This window comes from Corynebacterium sp. NML140438 (assembly GCF_001875725.1).
Classification (GTDB): domain Bacteria; phylum Actinomycetota; class Actinomycetes; order Mycobacteriales; family Mycobacteriaceae; genus Corynebacterium.
Genome location: NZ_MLCQ01000017.1, coordinates 1 through 23,124, shown reverse-complemented (window position 1 = coordinate 23,124; position 23,124 = coordinate 1). Strand labels below are relative to the sequence as shown.

25 protein-coding genes and 1 tRNA gene are annotated in these 23,124 nt (G+C 58.0%); 6 read left to right on the top strand and 20 right to left on the bottom strand.

Annotated elements, in window-relative coordinates:
- Positions 1-11 precede the first annotated feature (11 nt).
- The 3 genes from BJP08_RS03105 to BJP08_RS03095 all read left to right on the top strand — a co-directional run bounded on the left by BJP08_RS03105 (position 12) and on the right by BJP08_RS03095 (position 1,699).
- On the top strand, positions 12-1,184 hold the full coding sequence (locus BJP08_RS03105) for an alpha/beta fold hydrolase (RefSeq protein WP_071568216.1): 1,173 nt from the start codon (positions 12-14) through the stop codon (positions 1,182-1,184).
- A 1-nt stretch (position 1,185) separates the two neighbouring features.
- Positions 1,186-1,551: a YchJ family protein gene (locus BJP08_RS03100; RefSeq protein WP_369816380.1), complete on the top strand. Its 366-nt coding sequence runs from the start codon at positions 1,186-1,188 to the stop codon at positions 1,549-1,551.
- A gap of 74 nt (positions 1,552-1,625) precedes the next feature.
- Positions 1,626-1,699, top strand: a tRNA-Pro gene (locus BJP08_RS03095).
- Positions 1,700-1,911: 212 nt separating this feature from the next.
- On the opposite strand, the gene BJP08_RS11380 is transcribed toward BJP08_RS03095, so the two are convergent.
- Positions 1,912-2,127: a hypothetical protein gene (locus tag BJP08_RS11380; protein WP_143110000.1), complete on the bottom strand. Its 216-nt coding sequence runs from the start codon at positions 2,125-2,127 to the stop codon at positions 1,912-1,914.
- A gap of 488 nt (positions 2,128-2,615) precedes the next feature.
- Between BJP08_RS11380 and BJP08_RS03090 the strand changes: the two genes are divergently transcribed.
- Entirely contained in the window at positions 2,616-3,089 is a 474-nt protein-coding gene (locus BJP08_RS03090) for a hypothetical protein (protein WP_071568214.1), read from the top strand.
- 318 nt (positions 3,090-3,407) lie between these two features.
- On the opposite strand, the gene BJP08_RS03085 is transcribed toward BJP08_RS03090, so the two are convergent.
- From BJP08_RS03085 to BJP08_RS03075, 3 genes are read right to left on the bottom strand one after another with little or no spacing between them, the layout of a single operon-like run.
- On the bottom strand, positions 3,408-3,944 hold the full coding sequence (locus tag BJP08_RS03085) for a gamma carbonic anhydrase family protein (protein WP_083428382.1): 537 nt from the start codon (positions 3,942-3,944) through the stop codon (positions 3,408-3,410).
- 41 nt (positions 3,945-3,985) lie between these two features.
- Positions 3,986-4,930 carry a diacylglycerol kinase family protein gene (locus tag BJP08_RS03080; protein WP_071568212.1) on the bottom strand — a complete coding sequence of 315 codons (945 nt, stop codon included), beginning with the start codon at positions 4,928-4,930 and terminating at the stop codon, positions 3,986-3,988.
- The gene (locus BJP08_RS03075) at positions 4,930-5,928 is read right to left on the bottom strand and encodes a PHB depolymerase family esterase (protein WP_083428381.1); all 999 of its coding nucleotides are present in this window, start codon (positions 5,926-5,928) and stop codon (positions 4,930-4,932) included. The genes BJP08_RS03080 and BJP08_RS03075 overlap by 1 nt, the downstream gene beginning before the upstream one ends.
- Before the next feature lie 44 nt (positions 5,929-5,972).
- Here BJP08_RS03075 and BJP08_RS03070 point away from each other — a divergent pair, with 44 nt between their 5' ends.
- A complete protein-coding gene (locus BJP08_RS03070) occupies positions 5,973-6,746 on the top strand; it encodes a class I SAM-dependent methyltransferase (RefSeq protein WP_071568211.1) in 774 nt (257 codons plus the stop codon).
- A gap of 2 nt (positions 6,747-6,748) precedes the next feature.
- Here BJP08_RS03070 and der read toward each other — a convergent pair whose 3' ends face one another.
- The 16 genes from der to BJP08_RS02990 form a co-directional block, all read right to left on the bottom strand.
- A complete protein-coding gene (gene der, locus BJP08_RS03065; RefSeq protein WP_071568210.1) occupies positions 6,749-8,242 on the bottom strand; it encodes a ribosome biogenesis GTPase Der in 1,494 nt (497 codons plus the stop codon).
- Positions 8,239-8,931: a (d)CMP kinase gene (gene cmk, locus BJP08_RS03060; protein ID WP_071568572.1), complete on the bottom strand. Its 693-nt coding sequence runs from the start codon at positions 8,929-8,931 to the stop codon at positions 8,239-8,241. Before cmk ends, der begins: the two co-directional genes overlap by 4 nt.
- A gap of 12 nt (positions 8,932-8,943) precedes the next feature.
- Positions 8,944-9,873, bottom strand: a complete 930-nt coding sequence (locus BJP08_RS03055; protein ID WP_071568209.1) for a pseudouridine synthase — start codon at positions 9,871-9,873, stop codon at positions 8,944-8,946.
- Between the two features lie 62 nt (positions 9,874-9,935).
- The gene (gene scpB, locus BJP08_RS03050; RefSeq protein WP_071568208.1) at positions 9,936-10,490 is read right to left on the bottom strand and encodes an SMC-Scp complex subunit ScpB; all 555 of its coding nucleotides are present in this window, start codon (positions 10,488-10,490) and stop codon (positions 9,936-9,938) included.
- A 17-nt stretch (positions 10,491-10,507) separates the two neighbouring features.
- Complete coding sequence (locus BJP08_RS03045; protein WP_071568207.1) at positions 10,508-11,326, bottom strand: ScpA family protein; 819 nt, start codon at positions 11,324-11,326, stop codon at positions 10,508-10,510.
- A gap of 11 nt (positions 11,327-11,337) precedes the next feature.
- On the bottom strand, positions 11,338-12,210 hold the full coding sequence (locus BJP08_RS03040) for a ParA family protein (RefSeq protein WP_071568206.1): 873 nt from the start codon (positions 12,208-12,210) through the stop codon (positions 11,338-11,340).
- A 67-nt stretch (positions 12,211-12,277) separates the two neighbouring features.
- The gene (locus BJP08_RS03035; protein WP_255364747.1) at positions 12,278-13,285 is read right to left on the bottom strand and encodes a hypothetical protein; all 1,008 of its coding nucleotides are present in this window, start codon (positions 13,283-13,285) and stop codon (positions 12,278-12,280) included.
- 50 nt (positions 13,286-13,335) lie between these two features.
- Positions 13,336-14,253, bottom strand: a complete 918-nt coding sequence (gene xerD, locus BJP08_RS03030) for a site-specific tyrosine recombinase XerD (protein ID WP_071568205.1) — start codon at positions 14,251-14,253, stop codon at positions 13,336-13,338.
- Complete coding sequence (locus BJP08_RS03025) at positions 14,254-14,898, bottom strand: NUDIX hydrolase (protein ID WP_071568204.1); 645 nt, start codon at positions 14,896-14,898, stop codon at positions 14,254-14,256. It abuts the gene before it with no gap.
- Positions 14,898-15,704: a copper transporter gene (locus BJP08_RS03020; protein ID WP_071568203.1), complete on the bottom strand. Its 807-nt coding sequence runs from the start codon at positions 15,702-15,704 to the stop codon at positions 14,898-14,900. The genes BJP08_RS03025 and BJP08_RS03020 overlap by 1 nt, the downstream gene beginning before the upstream one ends.
- Before the next feature lie 19 nt (positions 15,705-15,723).
- Positions 15,724-16,914, bottom strand: a complete 1,191-nt coding sequence (steA, locus tag BJP08_RS03015; RefSeq protein WP_071568202.1) for a putative cytokinetic ring protein SteA — start codon at positions 16,912-16,914, stop codon at positions 15,724-15,726.
- A 49-nt stretch (positions 16,915-16,963) separates the two neighbouring features.
- Positions 16,964-18,688: a DNA repair protein RecN gene (recN, locus tag BJP08_RS03010; RefSeq protein WP_071568201.1), complete on the bottom strand. Its 1,725-nt coding sequence runs from the start codon at positions 18,686-18,688 to the stop codon at positions 16,964-16,966.
- 6 nt (positions 18,689-18,694) lie between these two features.
- Entirely contained in the window at positions 18,695-19,618 is a 924-nt protein-coding gene (locus BJP08_RS03005; protein WP_071568200.1) for an NAD kinase, read from the bottom strand.
- Between the two features lies 1 nt (position 19,619).
- Positions 19,620-20,444, bottom strand: coding sequence for a TlyA family RNA methyltransferase (locus tag BJP08_RS03000; RefSeq protein ID WP_071568199.1), 825 nt, complete (start codon positions 20,442-20,444; stop codon positions 19,620-19,622).
- Positions 20,445-20,633: 189 nt separating this feature from the next.
- The gene (locus BJP08_RS02995) at positions 20,634-21,620 is read right to left on the bottom strand and encodes an HAD-IIA family hydrolase (RefSeq protein ID WP_071568198.1); all 987 of its coding nucleotides are present in this window, start codon (positions 21,618-21,620) and stop codon (positions 20,634-20,636) included.
- Positions 21,621-21,623: 3 nt separating this feature from the next.
- The gene (locus tag BJP08_RS02990) at positions 21,624-22,298 is read right to left on the bottom strand and encodes a hypothetical protein (protein ID WP_255364746.1); all 675 of its coding nucleotides are present in this window, start codon (positions 22,296-22,298) and stop codon (positions 21,624-21,626) included.
- Positions 22,299-22,340: 42 nt separating this feature from the next.
- On the opposite strand from BJP08_RS02990, the gene BJP08_RS11860 reads away from it, so the two are divergent.
- A complete protein-coding gene (locus BJP08_RS11860; protein WP_255364745.1) occupies positions 22,341-22,496 on the top strand; it encodes a hypothetical protein in 156 nt (51 codons plus the stop codon).
- Positions 22,497-23,124: the final 628 nt, after the last annotated feature.

Sequence of the window (23,124 nt, the reverse complement as noted above, 5' to 3'; positions counted from 1 at the left end):
GGAAAGCCCACATGTTATCGCTGAACGTGAAGGTGCCGTCGTCGACGGGCAAGATGATGGCCGGAACGATTGATCGGCCCGATGGCCCGGCAAAAGCCTACGCGATTTTCGCGCACTGCTTTGCAGGTTCCAGGCATACCCCAGGCGCTTCGAGGATCTCGAAGCGGCTGACGGAGTTCGGGATCGCGACCCTACGATTCGACTTCCCCGGGCTAGGACAGTCCGAGGGGGAGTTTGCGGACACCTCGTTTTCTCAAAACGTTGAGGACATCGTCGCCGCAGCGAAGTGGCTGGCCGACGAATTCAAAGCCCCACAGCTCATCATGGGGCATTCCCTCGGCGGTGCTGCTGCACTGAACGCCGCGACCCACCCGGATCTGAAGAAGACGCTCAAAGCCGTGGCGACAGTCGGTGCGCCGTTCGACCCCGCTCACTCCGTGCTCCACTACGCGGACAAGATTGGCGACGCCGACCGCGATGGGTTCGTCCCCGTCATCCTCGGAGGCAGGGAGCTCATCATTTCGCGAGCCTTCCTCGAAGACCTCGCCGATACGAACCCCGAAGAATACTTGCCACAGCTGCGCAAGCCACTACTGCTCGTCCACTCACCTATCGACGTAACGGTCGGTATTGATAACGCCCAGTCGATCTTCAGTCTCACCCGCTACCCGAAGTCACTCATGGCCCTGGATAAGGCTGACCACCTGTTGACGCGCCAAGGCACGGCACAGCGCGCAGCCGACATCATCGGCTCATGGGTCATGCAGTACGTTGTCCCCGAGTTCGTACCTGAAACCACCGGCGATTCGAATGCGGTCTCATACTCCGCTCGTGGCACAAAGTACGGCGATGTGGTGCGCACCTCCAACCGGGAGATCGCGACCGACCGAGCCAAGAATGCCGGTGGCAAGGGCCAGGGTGTAACGTCCACCGGGCTGTATATGTCCGCACTGGCGGTCTCATGCTCCCAAGCGATCCGTTCCGCAGCGAAGGGACTCGCACTGAATGATGTACGTGTGGAAGTCACCCACCTCGGCGAAGGTAAGTTCACACGGGACATCACGCTTTTCGGCGACCTCAGCGACGCTGAGGCGCAGATGTTGATGGACGCCGGCAAGAGCTCAACTGTCGACGGCTACGTGCACAGCGCTTCTGTACACACAACCGTTGACGTGGTGCGCTGACGTGAAACGTTGCCCTTGCGGACTCGACCGCCCTTACCAGTTGTGTTGCGGTGCCCTGCACGCCGGCAAGCCTGCCCCCACAGCTGAAACGCTCATGCGGGCGCGCTACAGCGCGTTCGTCGTCGGCGATGCGCGCTATTTATTACGCACGTGGGCCTCAAGCACACGACCGTCCTCCTTGGATCTCCCGCCCGGTGGTGAGTCTTTTATCGCGCTACGCATCCTTGCCGCTGAACAAGGCGGACCGAACGATGCCTACGGAGAGGTCCGCTTCGAAGCCCTCCACTCCAGTGGCGCTCAGCGGGAGCATTCCCGTTTCATCCGCGAAGATGGCGTATGGGTGTATCTGGACGGCACCGCCTTCTAACAGCAGGTTTCGTAGTTCGCTAAAGTGTGCGCTAAACTGTCGGAGCTGTTCCGGTATCCACCGGATATAGGCAACGGGCTGTGGCGCAGTTTGGTAGCGCACCACACTGGGGGTGTGGGGGTCGCAGGTTCAAATCCTGTCAGTCCGACAACGGATATCGAAGGTTTCGGGTTTCTCCCCGAAACCTTCGTGAAACTCTCACGAGAGTTGGCCCCAGGGCTTTACTCATTTTGGTTTAGGGCCCTCATTTTTGGGTTACTTTGGGCAATTTTGGGGTGAGGCATCACGTCCCGGCCGAACCAGAGCATGACGAACGGCCCCAACCGAGTCCGTTCACTCGGGACTAGGAGGAATTCCCCCTCATGCAACCTTACGCAGCCAGCGGTGGCGCGTTGGAGTGGTTCGGCCCAAAATCGCTGGCACCTTTGCGGGAAGGTCGGCACGGAGTCGATGGTGGGTCGACGCTGCGCGGGCCTCTCCCGGTGACATGTTGGAGGACTTGTCGATAGGTGCGATGTTGGTGACCATCGCGCCGATGGCTGCAAAGAACCAGGCTGCTGCGACCCCTCGAACCAAGCAGCTGGAGTGATCGAGGGCTGTCTCGCGTGATATGTAGAACCGACCTGGAGGTAGACTACGGTGGCGAGACACGCAAGCACGCCGAGCATAATGCTCAGCTTTCCGCGGCTCGCGGTATCGGCTCAAAGGTCAAGGTCACGGACGGCTCCGCGGGTGAAACCTCGGCTTTAGGCCTAGACGCATTCTGTGACAAACCACAGCGTGAAGTCGTTGATAATCCGGGGGAGCTCTTACGCCGTTGAGCCTTTTTCATGCGAAATCTCCTATCTGAAACATCATGTGGAGTGTGCGGCGCACGGACTCCTACCCTGCATAGTTGGTAGGGTGGCGTTGTTTTTGTGGAGCCTAAGGATCCTGACCTGCCCCTATCGGTACGAGGAGTGTCGTTCAGGAATCAGGCAAGGGCATCTGTACTATCGTGTTCAATAAGTGCGTTTATGACGGAGGAAAGTGACGCACGGACATACGCTGAAAGGATGGAACACATGTACGACGAGAAACCATCTGACAACCCAGAATGGGCTGCGGAGAATTCCATGCCCATCGGAACCCCCGTGACCAACGGTGGCGTGGTTCTCACCGTTGAAAAGGTCGACGTGCTGCCCGAGTTGGAACTCCTCTATGACGAAGTCCTGAAACCGAGACACCACAACGCGAAGTTCGTCGTTGTGCGCACGAGGGTGCGAAACGACAGCAAGCGAACATTTGACCTCTCCTGTAGTTACGAAGTGGACGCGACACTCTATACGCGCGAGTGCCACAAGTACGGTCACACCGGAGACCTCTACGATATCCCCGGTAACCCCGAGTGCAACTACGAACTTGGATACGGTTTCGACCATGCTATGACGTGGGCCTTCGAAGTCCCCGAGAACTATGAACTCGGCTACTTTGCCTTCTTCGACCCCAATGAAAACTATGGCAACCCGTCACTGATCGACCTCACTAGGAACAACTAGACACAACTAGGCCCTAGGGCTCTCCTGTTATGTCCAAAGGTTTTTGGACACGGAGTCCATGGTGTGCTCAGACATTTCTAGCGGCTTATAGTTGTAACTTGCGTTTCGGCTAGGATTTGAGTAGTTCCAGGTTCATCCGCGGTGGTTGGCGGTGTTTCATTCCTTTGACAAGGTTGATGTTGATCTGATCACCTCGTGGTCATTGACTCAACGTGATCGACAGGGGTTCGCTGAAGGGGATTCACTGTCGTGGGTCCCATCCCCCGCTTGTCCAGGTCTTAGGTCTTGGACAAGCGGGGTTTTCTGCGCCCGTAAAAACTACTGCGTTTCGGAACGTTCCAATGGAACCAAACCACTCGCAGCACGCTTCCCCAGCTCAACGTAAAAAGCTGCGTGGCGTTCACGTGCCGAGTAGGTTGATTCGTCAAGCTCACGCTTCACCTTCGCCGGCACTCCCGCGGCAAGCGAGAACTCCGGGATCACTTGCCCTTCGAGGACCACGGCGCCACCGGCGATGATGCTTCCTTTGCCAATGCGTGAATCAGACAGCACAGTCGCGTTCATGCCGATCAGGCACCCGGGTTCAATATGGCAACCATGGACCATCGCGAGGTGACCAATGGTCACATCCGCTTCGAGGACAGTCTCACCGCCCATATCAACGTGCAGCACGGATCCATCCTGGACATTGACTCTCTCACCAATACGAATCGCGCCGACATCACCTCGGATAACCACACCGGGCCAGATGTTTGCATCCTCACCGATTTCGACGTCACCGATAATCGTGGCGTCGTCGGACACGAATGCGGACGGATGAATCCTCGGGGTTTTACCTTCAAACAAGTAGATCATGTGGCTATTATGCCGAAACCCCATTGGAGCTGCAGCGTGATTTATCGCATCAGCACCAACGCCTGCGGTATCACTCGGATCGTAGCTGCTTCAATAGATCCGATGGTGTCACCGTCGACTTCAAACACCTCAGGCACCGCGAAAGACACGCTAATGCTCCTACCTTTGAAATAGTCCATCTGTGGCGCCGGAATTCCTTGCCACCCGCCGCCGAAGAGCGCGCGTAGGGTGTTAAACACGATGCGCAAACCGATCAGCAGCCAGCCGATAGGCCCCCGTGGAGACATCGCCACGACATCGATCTCGCCATCGTCGGGAAGTGCGTCAGGAAACAGCGGGATCTTATTCACTAAGTCACCGCAATTGCCAAAAATCATGGTGTGCAGGCGGCGCGTTATCGGAGGTTGGTCGTCGATAGTAACCTCTGCTTCCACACTGTTGCCGCCGCCTAGCGACCGTGCGATGCCACCAATATACGCAAGCGGGCCAATGCGCCGCTTCAGTTCCTCACGGGTCCGCTCGACCATCTGCGCATCAAGGCCTACTCCAGCCATGACGGCGAATCCGTAGGTTTCCTGGGAACCGTCCCTGCGTGTCACGGTGGCCTCGCACAAGTCGATGGCGTGCTCCTCACCTGTAAACGCGCGACGAATCGCGCTTTCCGGGTCCAGAGGCAAGCCAAGATTCCGTGCGAGAAGATTTCCAGTACCTACCGGAATAATCCCCATTTTGATTCCAGTATCAGCGAGAACGTGTGCGATGCGACGGACAGTTCCGTCCCCGCCGGCGACGAGTACCACGTCCACATCTTTAGTGAGCACAGTGGCAAAACCCGCAAGGGCAGTATCTTCTTTAGTGGTCGGCACCCAACGAATTTCGCGCCGGGGGTCAGCGTAGAGCTCGACAAACCGCTCCAAGACCGATGACTGAATCTTTGTCGGGTTGTACACGACAATCGCGGTGCGGTGAAACGTGTCCTCTGCCATTACTTCTGTACCCCTACACCAAAGAAGCGAAGCACCGACTCGCTAGTAAAGCCGATGGGGAGATCTGACGCCGGTGTGGTGCCCGGACCGAGCCATTCGTGCTTGCCGCCTTCGACTTTGTAGTGCACGAGGCATGCGTCGCACCCACTCCATTCAGCTTTTGTAACGCCGGGGAGTACTTCCGACCACTCGGGCTTCGGAGCCTCGTCATCAGTGGCTTTGCAGTGGTTACGACGAGATTCTCGTTCGACGTCCTGATACGCACCAGCGTAGTGGGTCTGGTGCCGAGTACCTCCCTGGTAGTCAATGACGCTATCGCTCGTACCGTGGATGTCGATACGTTTGACGGGAATAGCTGAGCAGCCTTCTAGCACCGCGTCGTATATCGCTGCTGACACGGTCGCCACCGCGGTATAGTCCTGCGGTCGCTGGCAGCTCAAAAACTCTGCGAACCCACCGCCATTTGAAAAGCCTGCCGCGAAAGTCCGGGCTGGTTGTGTGCGAAACTCCTGCTGGAGCTGTGCGCGGACTGCATCTGCGAATTCGAGGTCCTGGCGTGCATTCGTGTTTGCGTACGGCGCTGGCGCCCACGCCTTATTCACGCCCTGCAGGTACGCCACCACGGCATCGGCGTTGTTGAGACCTGTTGCACGCTGCATCGATGCAGCGGTGCCCGTGTAGCCATGGAATACCAGGATGAGTGGCAACCCTTCTCGCTGCTGCGCACCCTTCGGTAGCGAAAGAATGTACTCACGCTGCAGGCCACCTGCCGGGATGGTCCTCGACTCAACCGAGGCCGCGCTCCACGGCTCCACCTCCGCAACCGTATCTGGCCGACTGCCGTTTTCGACTGTTCGTAGTGGGTTCGGTAACACGTCGGAAGCTTCCGACTCTTCTGTCTCTCCACTACAGCCCGCCATGACTCCGCAGCCGAACAGCACAGCGAGCAGCACAGTACGCACCGACCAGCGCCGGTTCATCGTGTTGGAAGTGTTCACTCGTGTATTCTCCTGACAGTCACAGGTTGATAGGTTAGTTGATTATGAAGCCAAGCGGAAAGCACCAACCACTGTTTCGCAGCAACGAGCACCGCGTCTCTTCGTCGCGCGCATTCTCGGTCGGCGCGGATACATACGATGCGGTCAGGCCGTCGTACCCCGCTGAAGTGGTTGAGATGCTCGGCGGCCATGGTATAGCCCGCAGGGTGCTTGATGTTGGCTCCGGTACTGGGATATTTGCTGCCCAACTAGACGCGGCCGGGCACGGAGTTGCGTGCTGTGAGCCGTCGAAAGACATGGTGGATACTCTGCGCAGCCAGCACCCGAATCTTCCTGTGTGGCGCGCCACGGCTGAGCACACCGCAGCTGCTTCCGGGTTTTTCGACGCCATCACTTTCGCCCAGGCGTGGCATTGGGTCGACTCACTCCAAGCAAGCGCAGAAGCCGCCAGGATCACGCACCCTGACGGCGAATTGCTCCTATGCTGGAACACCCTTGAGGTTGAGCACCCGTGGGTGCTGCGTCTGGCAAAGATCATGCACTCTGGCGATGTGCTTACCAAGGGCTTTTACCCCACCGTGCACACACCGTGGCACCTGAAGCGTGAGCTTCGCACATCCTGGATCCAACCGATCCATACCGACCAGTTATTTACCCTCATGTCGACCCGTTCCTATTGGCTTCGAGCCAACGAACGCACACGCGCAAAGATGGTGGATAACCTTACCTGGTACCTCTTTGACCGACTCGGGTTCGACCCAGGCCAGCTTGTACCGCTGCCGTACAGGACGGACGCCTTCCTGTACGGACGTAGCTGAAACTACTTGCGGCGCCGGGGGTTACGCTCACGTACGCGAACCGCAATCCGAATCGGCGTGCCGTGGTAACCGAACTGCTCACGGAACTTTCGTTCGAGGTAACGGCGGTAACCGCCGTCCAAGAAGCCAGTCGTAAACAGCACGATTGTCGGTGGGCGCGTGCCAACCATCGTGGCGAACAAGACCTTCGGCAGGCGATTGTTCTTCATCGGAGGAGGGTTCGCTGCAATCGCGTCGCGCAGCCAGTTGTTGAGCTGTCCCGTGGAGATGCGTCGATCCCAGTTCTCAAGCGCTTCTTCCATCGCCGGCTCGAGGCGGTGTAGCCCGCGTCCGGTATCCGCCGAGATATTCAGCTTCGTCACCCACGGCAGGTGCCCGACCATCTCGTCAAACTCGCGGTCGAAGTAGTAGCGGCGATCTTCATCCATCAGGTCCCACTTGTTAAAGCAGATGACCATTGCTTTGCCCGCCTCGAGCACCATGGAGATCACTCGCTGGTCCTGCTCGGAAATCTCCTGGGAGGCGTCGATAAGTACGACGCACACTTCTGCCGCCTCGATGGTGCCTCGGGTACGAAGGCTCGCGTAGTATTCGTGACCTTGCGCGTTCTTCACTTTCTTGCGCAGCCCAGCGGTGTCGATGAACTTCCACAGTTTGCCGTCGAGCTGGATCAGCTCGTCGACGGGGTCAACGGTAGTACCAGCTACATTATCGACGACCGCGCGCTTCGACTTCGAAAGCTTGTTGAGCAAGCTGGACTTACCCACGTTCGGACGCCCGACCAGAGCAACCGAGCGCGGACCTTCTGTGACTGAATCCTTCGCGCGCGGAACATCCGGGAACAAGCGCAGAATCTCGTCGAGCACATCCGCGCCGCCACGGCCGTGCAGCGCGGAAACAGGCCACGGGTCGCCAAGACCAAGCGCGTAGAGTTCAGCGACGTCGCCCCACTGCGACTCGGACTCAAACTTGTTCGCAACCAAAATAACTGGAACTTCGGAGCGCTGCAGGTTCCGTGCCATAGCCTCATCGGACATCGTAATACCAGTATGAGAGTCGACAACGAAAACGATCACATCCGCAGTCTCCATCGCTGCTTCCGACTGGTGCGCGATCGCCGCATTGATACCCTTCGCGTCTGGGTCCCAACCTCCAGTGTCCTGGACCCAGAATCGACGACCTCCCCAGTCAGTGATGTAGCTAATCCGGTCACGCGTGACACCGGGGTGGTCCTCAACCACAGCTTCACGACGGCCAATAAACCGGTTCACCAGCGTGGACTTACCAACGTTCGGGCGGCCAACAATCGCTACCGTGGGCAGCGCCTCTTCTGTGTAGTCAGGATTGAAGATGCCAAACGCTTCCTCTACCGCTGCCCACTCTTCCTCCGTGTACTCCTCAGTGGAGTTGAGATCACCGAAGTCGGCCTCTCCGAAGTCAGCTTCATCGAAGTCTGCCCCGTTCAACTCCTGTGGAAAGGAATCTTCTGTGGTCACTTGCTGCTCCTTTCAATCACGTCGACGAGCGCTTCCAGAACCTGCTCCGGGGTCATCTCGGAGGTGTCGATAACTACAGCATCATCGGCAGGTTTCAGTGGGCTGGTCTCGCGGGAGGAGTCGAGTGCGTCACGGCGCTCGACGTCGGCTAGCACTTGATCAAACTCAACCTTACGGCCTGCTGCTTTGTCCTGGTCAAAACGACGCTGTGCACGTACTTGCGCTGACGCCGTCATGTACACCTTGGCTGGTGCCTCCGGCAGCACCACGGTGCCGATATCTCGCCCTTCAACAATCGCGCGGTGTGACTCCGCAGCAAGGCGACGCTGCAGCGCTACCAAGTTCTCACGAACCTCCGGGATAGCAGCAACTGCAGAGACCGAGCGAGTCACTTCAGCGCCACGGATCACTGCGGAAACATCTTTTCCGCCCAGGATCACTGCTTTGTCGTCTGGATTGTCAGAAACTTCCATCGGCAAGTCTGCTGTAGCTGCGATGACGGCATCAGTATCTTCTGGATCCACCCCAGCGTCCAGCACCGCCAACGTCGCCACGCGATACATTGCACCCGTGTCGATGTACTTTGCATCAAGCTTCTTGGCCAGTGCACGGCACATCGTCGACTTACCAGTACCGGAAGGCCCATCCACTGCAAGCAGCAAACCGCTATCTGGCTGGTTACTCAACATTTCATCCTCCATTTACATCCCCACCGCCTTGAAGAGCGACGCCAACTCAGACGAGTTAAGCGCACGCATCGAGCCTGGCTTCATGTCGCCGAGCTGCACCGTATGCACCTTCGTGCGAACCAGGCGCTGCACCGGGTAACCAGCGGCCTTCAGCATCCGGCGAACAATGTGCTTGCGGCCTTCGTGGAGTTCAACACGAACGATCGACTGGCCGTTATGTACATCCACAATCTGGACGTAATCGGCCTTCGCAATGCCGTCTTCCAGTTCGATTCCTTCACGCAACTGCTTGGCATCGGCGGACTTGAACTCGCCCAGCACGGTGGCCAGGTATGTCTTCCGCACTTCGTAGCGCGGATGCATCAGCCGGTTTGCAAGCTCACCATCGTTCGTCAGCAGCAGCAGCCCTTCAGTGTCTGCGTCAAGACGCCCAACGTGGAACAGTCGCTGACCAGCGGCGACACGTTCAGCAACAAAGTCGCCTACAGAGGCGCGGTCATGCTCATCCTGCATGGTGGTGTGCACTCCACGTGGCTTGTTGAACGCGAAGTATTCCAACTCCTCGTTCACATTGATGCGGGCGCCATCGACGCGAATCACGTCGACGTTCGGGTTCACGCGGGTTCCCTGCACCGTCACGATCTTGCCGTTGACCTCAACGCGGCCTTGGTCAATCATGATCTCGGAGTGACGTCGCGAAGCGACGCCTGCCTGCGCAAGCACCTTCTGTAGACGGATCCCATCGGTGTTCTTCTTGCGCTGTTTCGTCTCTTCGTCGCCCCACCAGTTGTCATCGAGTGGGTTCGGTGCTTCCTTGGCTTCCTTTGCGGCATGTTTGCTGCGCTTGACGTGTTGTTTACGTGCCGGTTTCGCATACGAAGGATAGAACGGTTCGTTCTTTCCTTGTTCCGGTATGCCATCTCGGCGAGCGGGAGGAGTCATCTTGAGTCCTTTTCTCTTTGCGAGTTATACAGTTCTTCGAACGCACGCTAGTCTAGCAGCCTTCACCAAGCGTCCTCGATATCGTCGATGTCCGGCAGCAGTGGCGCCAAGTTCGGTAGTCGTTCAAGTGAGTCTATGCCTAGCAGCTCTAAAAAGAGTTCAGTGGTGACGTAGCGGTGCGCACCAGTCGATTCGTCTGGGTCGACCTCAGCAATCAGCCCCCGCAGCGTCAGCGTTTTCATCACACCGTCAACATTGACACCACGCACCCCCGATACCTGGGTGCGCGTCACTGGCTGGCGGTACGCCACCACCGCCAAGGTTTCCATCGCCGCGCGGCTCAGCTTCGTCTGTGCTCCATCAAGCAAAAATGCCTCCACTGCATCCGCGTGCTCAGGACGCGTGTAGAGCCGCCACCCCTCTGCAGTACGCCGCACATCGATTCCGCTGCCTCGCAGCTCGCATTCCTCCGACCACTCCTCAAGCTGCTTTTCGACGTCCTCCGGCTCCGCCCCAAGTGCCGATGCTAACGCATCAACTGTGACCGGATTGTCGGCCACCAGCAAAATCGACTCAATGCGTGCGCGGAGTTGGGAAACCATGTGGGGAGCATCCATGGTCAGGCATTCTATCGCTACTCCCAGTTGCTTGACGCAACCACAGCAGGATCAACCTCGATACCAGTCCAGGACACTTCTAACGAGCCGAGGGCCTCCGGCTGCTCAGTTTCCACTGCGCGAGCTTTGTACAGCTCCAGCAGCGCCAAAAACCGTCCGACAAGCTCCATCGAGGAACTGCAGTCCTTCGTCAACACCTCAAACGCAACCCATTGCTCCGCGCCAAGGAGATGCAGCGCACTCAGCAGCTTCCCGGCCTGCTCGGGCACCGAAACACTGACCGCATGCAAGTGGTCCGTCCCCACTTCCTCCGGTGGGCGGGGCCGAAACACAGCGGCAGCCAACTCCGCAAAGGAGTCAAGCGTCTGCCCAAGCTGTACAGGTGGGAGCAATGCAGCGAAACGGTCTTCGATTGAGACCGCACGCGGGTACCTCCGTTTCGCGTTGCGCTGCCAAGCCACAAACTCTTCAGCAACTTGCTGATACGCACGGTACTGCAGCAACCGCGCAAAGAGGAGGTCACGGGCCTCCAGGAGCTCAAGGTCCTCAATCTCTGAATCGCCATCTCGTGGGAGCAGCCGAGCTGTCTTCAGATCCAGTAGTGTCGACGCCACAAGCAGGAATTCGGTCACCTCGTCAAGTTGTGCTGCTGCACCAAGCGCACGGGTATACGCAATAAACTCGTCGGTGACCTCCGCAAGCGCCACTTCGGTCACATCCAGCTTCTTTGAGTGGATGAGGTGAAGCAGCAGATCAAAAGGGCCCTCGAAATTCTGCAGGGCCAACGTAAAGCCGGTGATTTCGGGCTGGACTCCCGCGGTGGCGTCCTCAAGCACAGTGCTACAAACTACTTATCGATGCGCTCAAGCAACTCGAGCGCCAACTGCCGGTACTGCTCTGCACCCTGGGAGTGTGGGGCCCACGTGATGATCGGTTCACCAGCAACCGAGGTCTCCGGGAATCGGACGGTGCGGGTAATTACTGTGTCGAAGACGCGCTCACCGAACACTTCGACAACACGGTCCATTACCTCGCGCGCGTGCGTCGTGCGGCGGTCAAACATCGTGACCAAAATGCCCACGATGTCGAGGTCGAAGTTAATGCGGTCGCGCACCTTCTCCACCGTGTCCGTCAGCAACGCGAGCCCGCGCAGAGAAAAGTACTCGCACTCCATCGGAATCATGACCCCAGCTGAGCATGCCAACGCGTTGACCGTCAGCAGGCCAAGGGAAGGGCCACAGTCGATAATGATGATGTCGTATTCGTTGCGGACCGGGCGAAGCGCACGCGCCAACGTGTGCTCGCGACCAACCTCGTTGACCAGTTGAATCTCCGCCGCAGAGAGATCAATGTTTGCAGGGACGAGATCCAGACCTGGCATATTCGAGTGTCGAATTGCCGCGTGGATCGAAGCAGTGTTGTCAAACAACAGGTCGTAGACAGTGACTTGTTCCTCGTCATGGGAAACACCTAGCCCGGCAGAAAGTGCACCCTGCGGATCGAGGTCAACGAGCAGCACTTTGCGCCCTTGCTCGGCAAGGCAGGCGCCCAGGTTAATAGTCGAGGTTGTCTTGCCGACGCCACCTTTTTGGTTCACCATCGACAAGATGGTTGCCGGGCCGTGGTGATCGAGCGGTTCAGGCTGTGGAAACTCGCGGAATGGACGTCCCGTGAGAAACTTCTTTTCTTCAGCAGCGTCAAACAATGCGTTGCCTGCCATTGTCATCCCTTCCGTCGAATGCGCGTCACGTGTAAGCCCTTGACGCAATCATCTTACAGTGTCACGCCTAGTTATGCGCCTGTCGCCTCTTCCGAACCAGGAAAACAATCAACAGCAACGCCACAAGGGCCGCGACTCCCGCGACTCCTAGCGCCAGCAGGCCATCGTTCGAGCTAGATCCGTCAAGTTTTTCAACTTGACCCGCGCCATCATCTTGGTTTTCTGCTGTCGGCGTCGCCGCTGGAGCATTCTTGGACGTAATCACAGCGATGAACTCCGCAGCTGATCCATCCCGGATGACCTCCATGATGAACGGGTTGTCAGGCGTCTGCCCCTCCGGGTACGTCAGTGTGAGTGTCCGAGAGGCCACATCGACATCGCGTTTCACTCCTTCAATGATGTTTCCATCCACATCGACGTAACGAAGTGTGGCGCCTTCCTTGTCGATCTTGGAGTACTTCATCAACTGACCAGCCTTGCTCAGCGGCACTTTCACCACGATGCTATTGCCTTCGATGGCACCCTCAAACTCCAGACGCTTGGCGTTCGAAGTGTCGACCTCCTTGGCTTGAGTACGGCCCTTTGGCGCAGCCGGTGCATCATGCGTGTTCGTGCTTGTACCTGAACCAGCCCCGCCCGCTTGGTCGTTCTCGTTCGAGGTATTCCCTCCGCCGCCATTTCCGGAGCTCTGTGCGTTCTCAGGCGGAGCGTCCACGGCTTCACCGCCACCCACCGCGACAAGGTTCACAGTTGCGGAGTATCCCCCTGCAGAAACGGGAACGCTCACCGTCGCGCCCGGCGTGTCCGGTGCCGTCACTGACACGGAAGTTCCCGATGAGACAACGCTCCAACCACCGGAACTGTAGTTGAGGTTGAGCGGCACACCGGTATCGACAGTCGTTGTCTGCCCGGCCTGCACGTGAATCTCTGAAGGAATCGACTGCTGAATCACAGCAGGGTCAAGCCCTTCAGGCAACTGCGCATGTGCACTCGCACCGAGTGCCGAGGCACCCAGACCGAGCACACAAGTTGCTGCGACAGCAGTTGCGAGAGCGTGTGGTCGTCGAAAAGCCATGTGGCAAGAATCCTTCCGGTCGTGCTTGAGAACATGTCAACCCTACATACCTATGCACGTGGGTGCGTAGCGTGCCAGACTTCCCGAAGGCTTTCTGCAGTGACATGTGTGTAAATTTGCGTAGTCGTCACAGAAGCATGTCCAAGCAGCTCTTGCACCACTCGTACATCGGCCCCGCCGTCAAGCATGTGTGTGGCGAAAGAGTGGCGCAGCGTGTGCGGTGAAACGTGCTTCGTAATCCCGGCACGTTCCGCAGCCCGTTTAATCACCGCCCACGCACTTTGTCGCGACAAACTCCCACCGCGTGCATTCAAGAACAACGAATGTGAGCGCCCCTTGGACATAGCCGGACGCCCACGCACCAGGTACTTTTCGACGGCCTCCTTCGCCAATGAACCTACCGGCACGATCCGCTGCTTGTTGCCCTTACCTGTCAGTGTCAACACCGCGTGCTGTTCGTCCTCCAATGCCATGAAGTCATCGACGTACAGCGCCAACACCTCCGACACACGTGCTCCTGTGGCGTAAAGCAACTCCAGCAACGCCTTGTCCCGCAGACCTATCGGATCCTCCGTAGGACAGGAGTCCAGCATCTTGCTGACTTCCTCAATACTCAACGTATCTGGCAGCTTCTTACCAGGCGAAGGTGGCGTCACCTGGGCAGACTCATCACCGTCGAGTATTCCCTCAAGCACCCCGAACTTATGCAACCCGCGGGCCACCACAAGCGCTCGCGCAGCCGACGAGGCAGCCAACGGCGCCGCGCCATCAACCCCCCGTCGCAAATCCGCTAGGTATGCCTCAATGTCTGCAGCTTCTACTTGAGTGAGGTCGGTTTTCCCGTTCGCGTGCAACCACGAGGCATACCTGCCAAGGTCCCTGCGATAGTTGCTCAACGTATTCGCTGAAAGCCCACGCTCAACGGCGAGATGCTCCAACCAGCGCGCTGCAAGCTCATCGACGCCCAATTAGATCCTCTTCATGTCAGGCGTGACTCCCTGCGCTGCGCGTCGCTGCGCAAGCGAGCATGGCCGCAAGTCAAAGGGCTCGGTGACATCGCGTGGTTCCGCTTCACCTGCCAACACCCTTGACGCGGCCATAACGCCAGCAATCGCGATGGAATTCACGATTTCACCCCGCAGCACCATCGATTGCGCCTCTTCAATCGGCACCCATTCGAGCACCATGTCGGCTTCCTCGAACTCGGCTTCACCGCGCGGCACTTCACACAAATCTGAGGCAAAAAACACACGCACTGCCTCTTCCGCAAAGCCAGGAGATGTTACCAAATCCAGCAGCAATGACCACTGCCCCGCGGCCAAGCCCGCTTCTTCTGCCAGTTCACGCTGCGCGCACACCAGTGCGTCCTCTGCATAGACATCGAGAAGTCCCGCGGGCAATTCCCACAAGCGACGGCGGACGCTGTGGCGGTACTGTCGCACCATAGCGATCCTCCGCTGCGAATCGACAGCGACCACCGCAACCGCACCGAAGTGCTCAATGATCTCGCGCGCAGCACTTACGCCACCCGGCATAGAAACGACGTCTCTGCGTACCGCGATGATCGGCGCATCGAGCACTACTTCAGATTGCTCAACTTCGAATTCATGCATTACTTTGCCGCCAACTGTTCCGCAAGTTTCAGCACCGTTGATACTTTTCCTGCCTCCGTATCGACGAATCCACCGTTCTCATCCGGGGCAGCGTACGCTGCCGCACCCAGGGCGCCTAGCTCGTCCGTCATATCCGTCAGCAACTGGGTGCCAAAAGAACGTTCTGCCCCGCCGTCACCAGCACTGATGACGACAATCGCATCAGCTGGGCCCGATATCTCAGCTTCCTCGATAAAACCACCACCACGGAGCGCTTCGATAACGAAGTTTCGGTCCGACTCCGGCGCTACCGGTTCACCTGTCGCTGGATCTTTGAGCAAAACACTTCCCAGTGATTGCCCGGCATGGGTGCCCGGGGCACGACGATCGACTGAGAGCTGCGCACCAGCTGGCAGCGTATTCGCAATGATCGTGCTCAAGGCGTCAGCAGACTCCTGTTCCGTAAACTTCTCACCCAACGTAACTTGGCCTGCCTCTGATGCCCCTGCAGTCCGAAGCAGCCACGCCACAGCGCCTACATCTTCGGTCGACGCGTCGTGTGTACGAAGCACCAGGACGGACTTACCGCCCAACGCGTTCGCGACAAGCTCCGTCGAGTGCTGGGCAATCACATCGTCGGAGAGCGCAAAGCGAGCCTCCTGCGAGGCACCCGCTTCTGGTTGCGCCTCCTCGGATTGGGGTGACGTCGAGAAGTCCAGCGTGCCCATTGCTGGCGCGATCACGAGCATCCCAGCTGCAACTCCAACTGCGATCCCCCACCCGAGACCTGCAGCGACATAGCCTGCCGAACTACTTCCTGAAGACATCGAAACCTCCTACTTCCTTCTAGTTCCACAGACTCTGCAACTGCGTAACAATCGTGTTCCACGTATCGGTTAAGTTCGCACTAAACGTTCCGCTCCCGCCAAGTCCGACGATCAACACGATCGTGGCTGCGGCGACAAGCAAACCCAGAATTGCCCATGCCCACGCGACCCCTCTCCCCGTGGTCAGATGGTACAAGTCCGCAATCACAGTGGAATCCACCAGTTTTTGCCCAGCTTTGAGGCGAGTCAACAGCGCCGCCGGCGAGCTTTCCTCAGCATCGGTAAAGATTCGGTCGAGATTCACTGGCTGCTCAACCATCACGATCATTTCCGCATCGTGGAAAACGCTCAGCAATACCGCCAAGTCAGTGGCAGAATCAGTCGCGGCGGGAAACGTCATCGCACCAACACCGAGATCCTGGATGCGCTCCAGGCCTGGTGCGTACCCATCGGGGTCCGCTGGCAAAATTACCCGCGCGTCACTCCGTAAATTTTCCTCGGCCACGTCGCTAGGGTCTCCCACAATAAAGTCGGGCGCGTACCCCATCTCTGCCAACGTATTCGTGGCCTTGCCAACGCCAATCACTACCGGAGTAAACTCCCGGATGAAATTGCGCAACGATTCAATCCGCTCCCTCAAATCAGGGCACGGGCTCGCAATAATGACCTTTCGGTCCGCAATCACGTCGCCCAGTTCAGGAGCGCCCACTCCGTCAATAAGCAATGGGGATTCGGAGTGAATGAACTCAATCGTATTTCCGAAGTACGCCTCCATATGGTCAACGAGGTGGCGCTGTGCCTCAATGAACGTCGCGTCAACATCAGCGCGCACTACCGGCGACGCTGATCCGACGGCTTTGCGTCCGACCTTGATATCGCCCGAGGCACTCACGGTCGTCTTCTTCCCGTCACGAATCGACGCCCTCATCTCAGCACCGGCAGACTCAAACAATGGAATGCCGGCATCGAGCAGCAAGTGCGGACCGTAGTTTGGCACAGACCCGGTGCTGAAGCGCGCAATGTTGACCACCGCCGCAGGCGACCCATTAATCAACATTTCGGCCTCGCGACGGCTGATATCCGGGGCGTCTACGAAAGCAATATCACCAGCGCGGAGGCGACCGCGCCCCTTGCCTTGCGGCGTGCAATCGCGAAGCGGCCCCTGCAACGGCGCGCGCGTCGAATCAGAAGTTGCAGAAGAATCAGTCATACGTTGAATTGTGCCTGCCGCACACCCTAAGTGCTGCAAGGCGCGCGGGCTAGAGACGAAACTCTTTTGTCTCTCGCTGCGCCTGCTCCAAAAGCTCCGCCGCGTGCGCTTTCCCGGTTTCCGAGTTCGCCATGCCCGCCATCATGCGAGCAAGTTCCTCTACGCGCGCGGCCTCATCGAGCTCAAGCACACCAGATGTTACAGCTTCATCGCTGACGTCCTTCGCAACATGCAAGTGCCTGTCCGCATACGCCGCAACCTGCGGCAAGTGCGTCACCACGATCACCTGATTGTTCACAGCAAGCCGCGCAAGGCGCCGCCCAATCTCCACCGCAGCCTGTCCACCAACTCCAGCGTCGACCTCGTCGAAGACTAACGTCGCGCCGTGCGTTGACCCCGCCAAAATTACCTCTATAGCGAGCATCACTCGCGAGAGCTCGCCACCCGACGCGCTCGTCGCCAGCGGCTTAGGTTCTGCTGCTGCGTTCGGGGAAAGGCGAATCTCAACAGTGTCTGCACCATCACGGCTGTACTCAGCCTCTTCGATATTGACGCTGAGTACGGCCTTCGGCATCGCCAACCCGTGCAGTTCCTTCGTCACCGCCGCTGAGAACCGCTCCGCTGCATCCCGACGTATCGACGTCAACTGCGCACCAAGCTGTCGCATCTCAACAGCAGCCTCATCTACTTCCTGTTGGAGTTCCGCAAGCGCCTCATCAGATGTATCAATCGACGCCAACCTCTGCTGCGCCTCGTCCCTCCAGCGAAGCACGCCATCGATATCGGACGCATACTTGCGAGTCAACACCTTCAACGATTGCTGACGCTGCAACATGCTCTCCAGCGCATGCGGGTCCGCATCCAACGAGAACAAGTACGTTCCGAGCTCCGACGACACATCCGAAAGCACCGAGGCGGCTTCCTCCAGTCGGTGCCCAAGCTCTTGCAGCTGTGGATCTGTCGCAGCGCTGAGCGCACTCGACGCCTGGCCTACCAGGTCTGATGCAGAAGGCGCATCATCATATTCCCCAACAGCCTCAGCACCGTCAATCGCGACCATCGCCTCCTGTACTGCCGAGCGCAGCCCATCGACATCTTGCAGCCGTTGGATGCTTCCAACCAGCTCGACATCTTCGCCGGGCTCCGGCGCGACCTCGTCGATCTCGTTGACGGCGAACAGCAGCCGGTCTTGCTCCATAGCTAATTCTCGACGCCGCTTCGTCCGTTCCTCCAGATCCTTCTTCGCAGCACGCCACCGCTTCCATGCTTCCCGATACACACCGAGGACTTTCGCAGCCCCCGGATCGAACCGATCCAGCGCATGCAGCTGCTGCTCAGGAGACATCAGGCGCAACTGGTCGTTCTGCCCATGGATCGTCAGCAAATGTGAAGCGACGTCGCTCAGCGTCGCTGCCGGCACCGCGCGACCCCCAAAGTGGGCCTTCGAACGCCCCGTTGCTTTCACCGACCGGACAACGACATACTCTCCATTCTCGTCGAGCACTGCACCGGCGTTTTCTGCGATTTTCTCGAGAGCTTCTCGGCTATCCGCGTGGATCCCATCGACCGCGAACGCGCCCTCCACAACTGCTTCCGTGGCCCCTGTCCGAACGCGGGACGCATCCGCACGGCCGCCCGTCAGCAAGCGAAGCCCGGTCACCACCATCGTCTTACCAGCACCAGTTTCACCAGTAAGGACCGTCAGTCCTTCCGAGAGCTCCGCACTAGCGTGAGGGATCACACCCAAGTTATTGATAGCAATTTCCGACAGCACGTCGCTCTACCTCTTCTTATCCGGGCCACGCCACCCAGAAACTGGAAGCTGAAACTTCTCCACCAGACGGTCCGTGAACGGGCGCTCATCAAGCCGAACCCAGCGCACGGGACGCTGACCACGCTTGACTTCCACGCGCGACCCCGGCGGCATAGTAATCCTTCGGACCCCATCCATCACGACAGCGGCGGAGCTGGTCGTCGAAAAGGATTCAACTGCCACCGTCGAAGAAGGCGAAACAACCATCGGCTTCGCGAACAGCGCATGAGCATTATTCGGAACCACCAAGATCGCATCGAGCTCAGGCCACATCACGGGGCCACCAGCAGAAAACGCATACGCGGTTGATCCCGTAGGCGTAGATACCAGCACCCCATCGCAACCAAACGACGAAACTGGCCTGTAATCAATCTCGAGAAACGCATCAAGCACCCTCGTACGATCCGAGTTCTCAATGCTGCACTCATTGAGCGCCCAACTCTCGCCGAGTACTCTACCCGAAGCATCCATAACCCGCACGTCAAGCGTCATGCGGTCTTCGACCCGATACGAGCGATGAATCACCGAGTGCAACACCTCTTCAAGGCTTTCCGCCTCGGATTCTGCCAGGAACCCCACGTGCCCAAGATTGACCCCAAGCACAGGAATATCCTGCAAGTGTGCAAAGTTTGCAGCCCGCAAAAATGTCCCGTCACCCCCAAGGACAAACACAAGTTCACACCCACGTCCAGCCTCATCGCCGGGGCTCACATGCTCCAGCTTCTGGAGCACAGGGTCGTCTTCCGCTGGACTCGACTCCCCCGCAGAAAGTAGCTGAACCTCTATGCCTGCTCGCTGCAGCATTCTAGCCGACTTCGAGGCAGCCTCAATATTGTCCGACCTGTAAAAGTGAGGCACCAACAAAATGCGTCGTCGCTCATCCACAGACATTCTATGCAGGCCCTTCCTCCACCGCCTGTGACGCCATCTCAACAATGGCCTCGACAGTTTGTTCCTGTGCATTCGATGTCTTACGAAGCCACAGGAAGTATTCTACGTTACCGCTCGGGCCTGGCAATGGCGATGCAACCATCGCTTTGACTTCAAGTCCCAGTGACTGCGCAAACAACGCCACATCTACCACCGCTTCTCGACGCAGCTCCGCCGAACGAACCACACCGCCATGACCAACGCGGTCCTTCCCGACCTCAAACTGAGGCTTCACCATAGGCAAAAGATCGGCGTCTTCCTCAAGCGCAGCAACCAGTGCAGGCAGCACAAGTTTCAGGGAGATAAAGGATAGATCGCCCACCATGCAGTTGGCTGGCTCACTCAACATATCGGGTGTCAACGTCCTAATGTTGACTCGGTCCATCACCGTCACCCGCGGATCATTTTGCAAACGCCACAGCAATTGACCGTAGCCGACGTCCACCGCAAACACCTTACGAACGCCCCGGCGAAGCAGCACATCGGTGAAGCCACCCGTCGACGCTCCCGCGTCTATCACTGTCTTGCCTTTGACCGAGAAACCAAGCTTTTCGAAGTGCTCGAGAGCACCCAGTAGTTTATGGGCCCCACGAGACGCCCAGTCATCGATCTCGTCAACATTGACCTTGATCGACACGTCGGGTTCAACTACCGTAGCTGGCTTCCTCGCTGGAAACCCACCGACCTCAACACGCCCCTCAAGGATCCACGTGCGAGCTTGTTCCCTAGAACGGGCAATCTTTCGTCGAACTAGTTCTGCGTCAAGGCGTCGCCGTCCAGGTGCCACCCGTTCTCCTCTCCTATGGCAAAACTCAATCCTTGAGTGCTTCCGCTAGCACTTCATGAGCCTCAGCCAACTGTTCAAGTTCTTCCCTCATCGTCAACGGAACCCGAGATAACAGGCTGTCGACTTGGGAACGCAATTCCTCAGGCGTGGTACGTGCACGCCTTGGGTCGTGGGGTTTCGGGGCTTGCCCTACCACCATGCCTCCACCGCATTCTGCGCCCACTGCGACATAGGCTCAACCGTGTGCACTTCAGCATTCGCTCCCCACGCAACTCCCAGCGTTGTTCGAAGTGCCTGGGTGCTCGTCGAAGACTCAGTACCTCCACTGAGAAGGAGCGTATCCCCTTGCAACCACGCCTCAAATTCACCTTGTGGACCAGGTTTGAGTTCGCCCATGTCCATCAACAAACCACGCAAGTCGTCAGCGATAAAAGTTGGGCGTTCCTCGGGCTTCGCCTTCAGCAGCGCGTACGGACCTGAAACACCTGTGAGGACTTGAAGCGTGTCCAGACCTGCCCGGTTACCTCCAGCAATATCGGTATCCAACCGGTCACCGACAGCCAACGCTTTCCGCGCCCCTGATAGGGAAACAGCCTGGTGGAACATTGCAGGTTCAGGCTTACCAGCCGCTTCGGGCACAACACCAGTAGCCGAGGTTACTGCTGCTACCATCGAACCGTTGCCGACCATCAAACCGCGTTCCATCGGCAGCGACGTATCCAGGTTCGATGCTAGATAGACAGCACCGTTGCGAATCGCTAAAGCGGCTTCCGACAGCTCCCGCCACCCCGTATCCGGATTATGCCCTTGAAGCACCACGACTGGGGCATCATCCGCACTCGAAACAACACGGTACCCAGCGCCCGTCACCAATTCCTTAAACGATGGTGCTCCCAGCACGAGGACCGCATCACCTTCGCTCAAGAACGGGCGCGCTAGCTCCAGCGCTGCTTCGGCCGAAGTAATGATCTCATCACTCGAGCTATCCAATCCAATCTTTGCAAGCATCTCCGCAACAAGCGAAGAAGGCCTGGACGCATTGTTCGTAATATAGAAAGGCTTTACGCCGGCTTCAACGATGCTCGGAACTGCATGCTCCAATGCGCGGCCGCCCTCCCACACCGTGCCATCAAGGTCAAAAAGTAAAACATCATAATGCTCTGCAAGGGAAGGCATTAATTACTCCGTCTCTTCCAGTCGCTGTTTTGCATCAGTAAACATCTCCGGATCTAGCTCGATGACGTGCTTGAACCACTCAGCTGCTTCCTGTTTCCTCCCAGCAGCGAGCAACGCATCGGCATAAGCGTAGGACAACCGCATCGCGGAAACATCGCGCTCGTCCTTATTCGGGCGGGCTCGCTCCAGTGTTGCAATAGCAGAATCTACCTGCCCCAAATCACGACGAGCACCCGAAAGCACAATAGCCAGCTCAATACGTCCCTCGCGGTCCAACTCACGAGCCTCAGGACTCCGCCCAAGCTCCAATGCCTTCTCAGGTCTGCCCAAACCACGCTCCGCATCAGCCATAACAGCTAAGAGTCCAGGACCACCGCTCATGCGGCGAGCCGCACGTAGCTCAGACAGTGCTTCTTTCCACTCACCTGCGTGGTAAGCGATAACACCATTGGTTTCCCGGACTACTCCAACACGTCCGGCGCGGTTTTTCGCTGCCCGAGCATGACGCAGCGCCAAAGCGGGATCATCATCCAGGAGGTCCGCGGCCATAATCATATGCTTAGCCACCCGAGTCGCATTGTCATGCGAAAGCACCTTCAAATCCTGCAACACAGATGGGTCCAAGACGCTAATGTCAAGATCTGCAGGCAGATCAGGCTCTGAAAGCTTTTGCGCCATCCGATCTTCCCGATATCCCTGCCGCCGAGGCTGCGACCTGTTGTGACGGTTGGTGAACTTTCGCTCATCCTCTCCACCACGGCGATCCTTCCGGTTCCTGCCTCGATCATCGCGAGTACGCCCCTTACGGTGACCTCGGTCTTCTTCTCGACGACCCCTTCGGTCGCCGCCTCCTGGCCGACCGTTACGACCGTTTGAGGAAGAAAATCCGTGGTTACGACGGGGTCTCTCGTTAGAGCGCTCGGACATGAAACACCTTTCTACTGGAACAAGTCATTATAAACAGTACCCACTGAAAAGAAGAACTTTAGCCCATCCCCTAATCACAATCATCGAACCTACCCCAGGCATAGAGCTCATTCCCGGACCGCATTTGTTTAAGTTGCACGCCACATTCCTGGGCGTTGTCTCTGTGACCAGGCACCACCCCTTACCGGTCCAAGGACAGATCCGGGACGCTGGTGCACCCCCGTTGGTTCGAGTGACAAAGCATGCACCCCACTATCCACGACCACAGGTAATACCCACATCCCCGGACAGTTAAGCGTGGTTTGTCACCACCCCCGGGACCCCACACACCACAATCCGGTGCCGCACACACCACAACAAGATACATCCCCAGCACACACCCCACACCCCACAACAAGGTACATCCCCCGCACACCCCCACGGCCACTGCAACGCGCACACGCAAACACGAAAAAGGTGGTGGATGTGATACCCACACCGGGTACCACATCCACCACCATGAAATTATAGGCCGGCGGTAACCTACTCTCCCACACCCTCCCAGGTGCAGTACCATCAGCGCGGGCGGGCTTAGCTA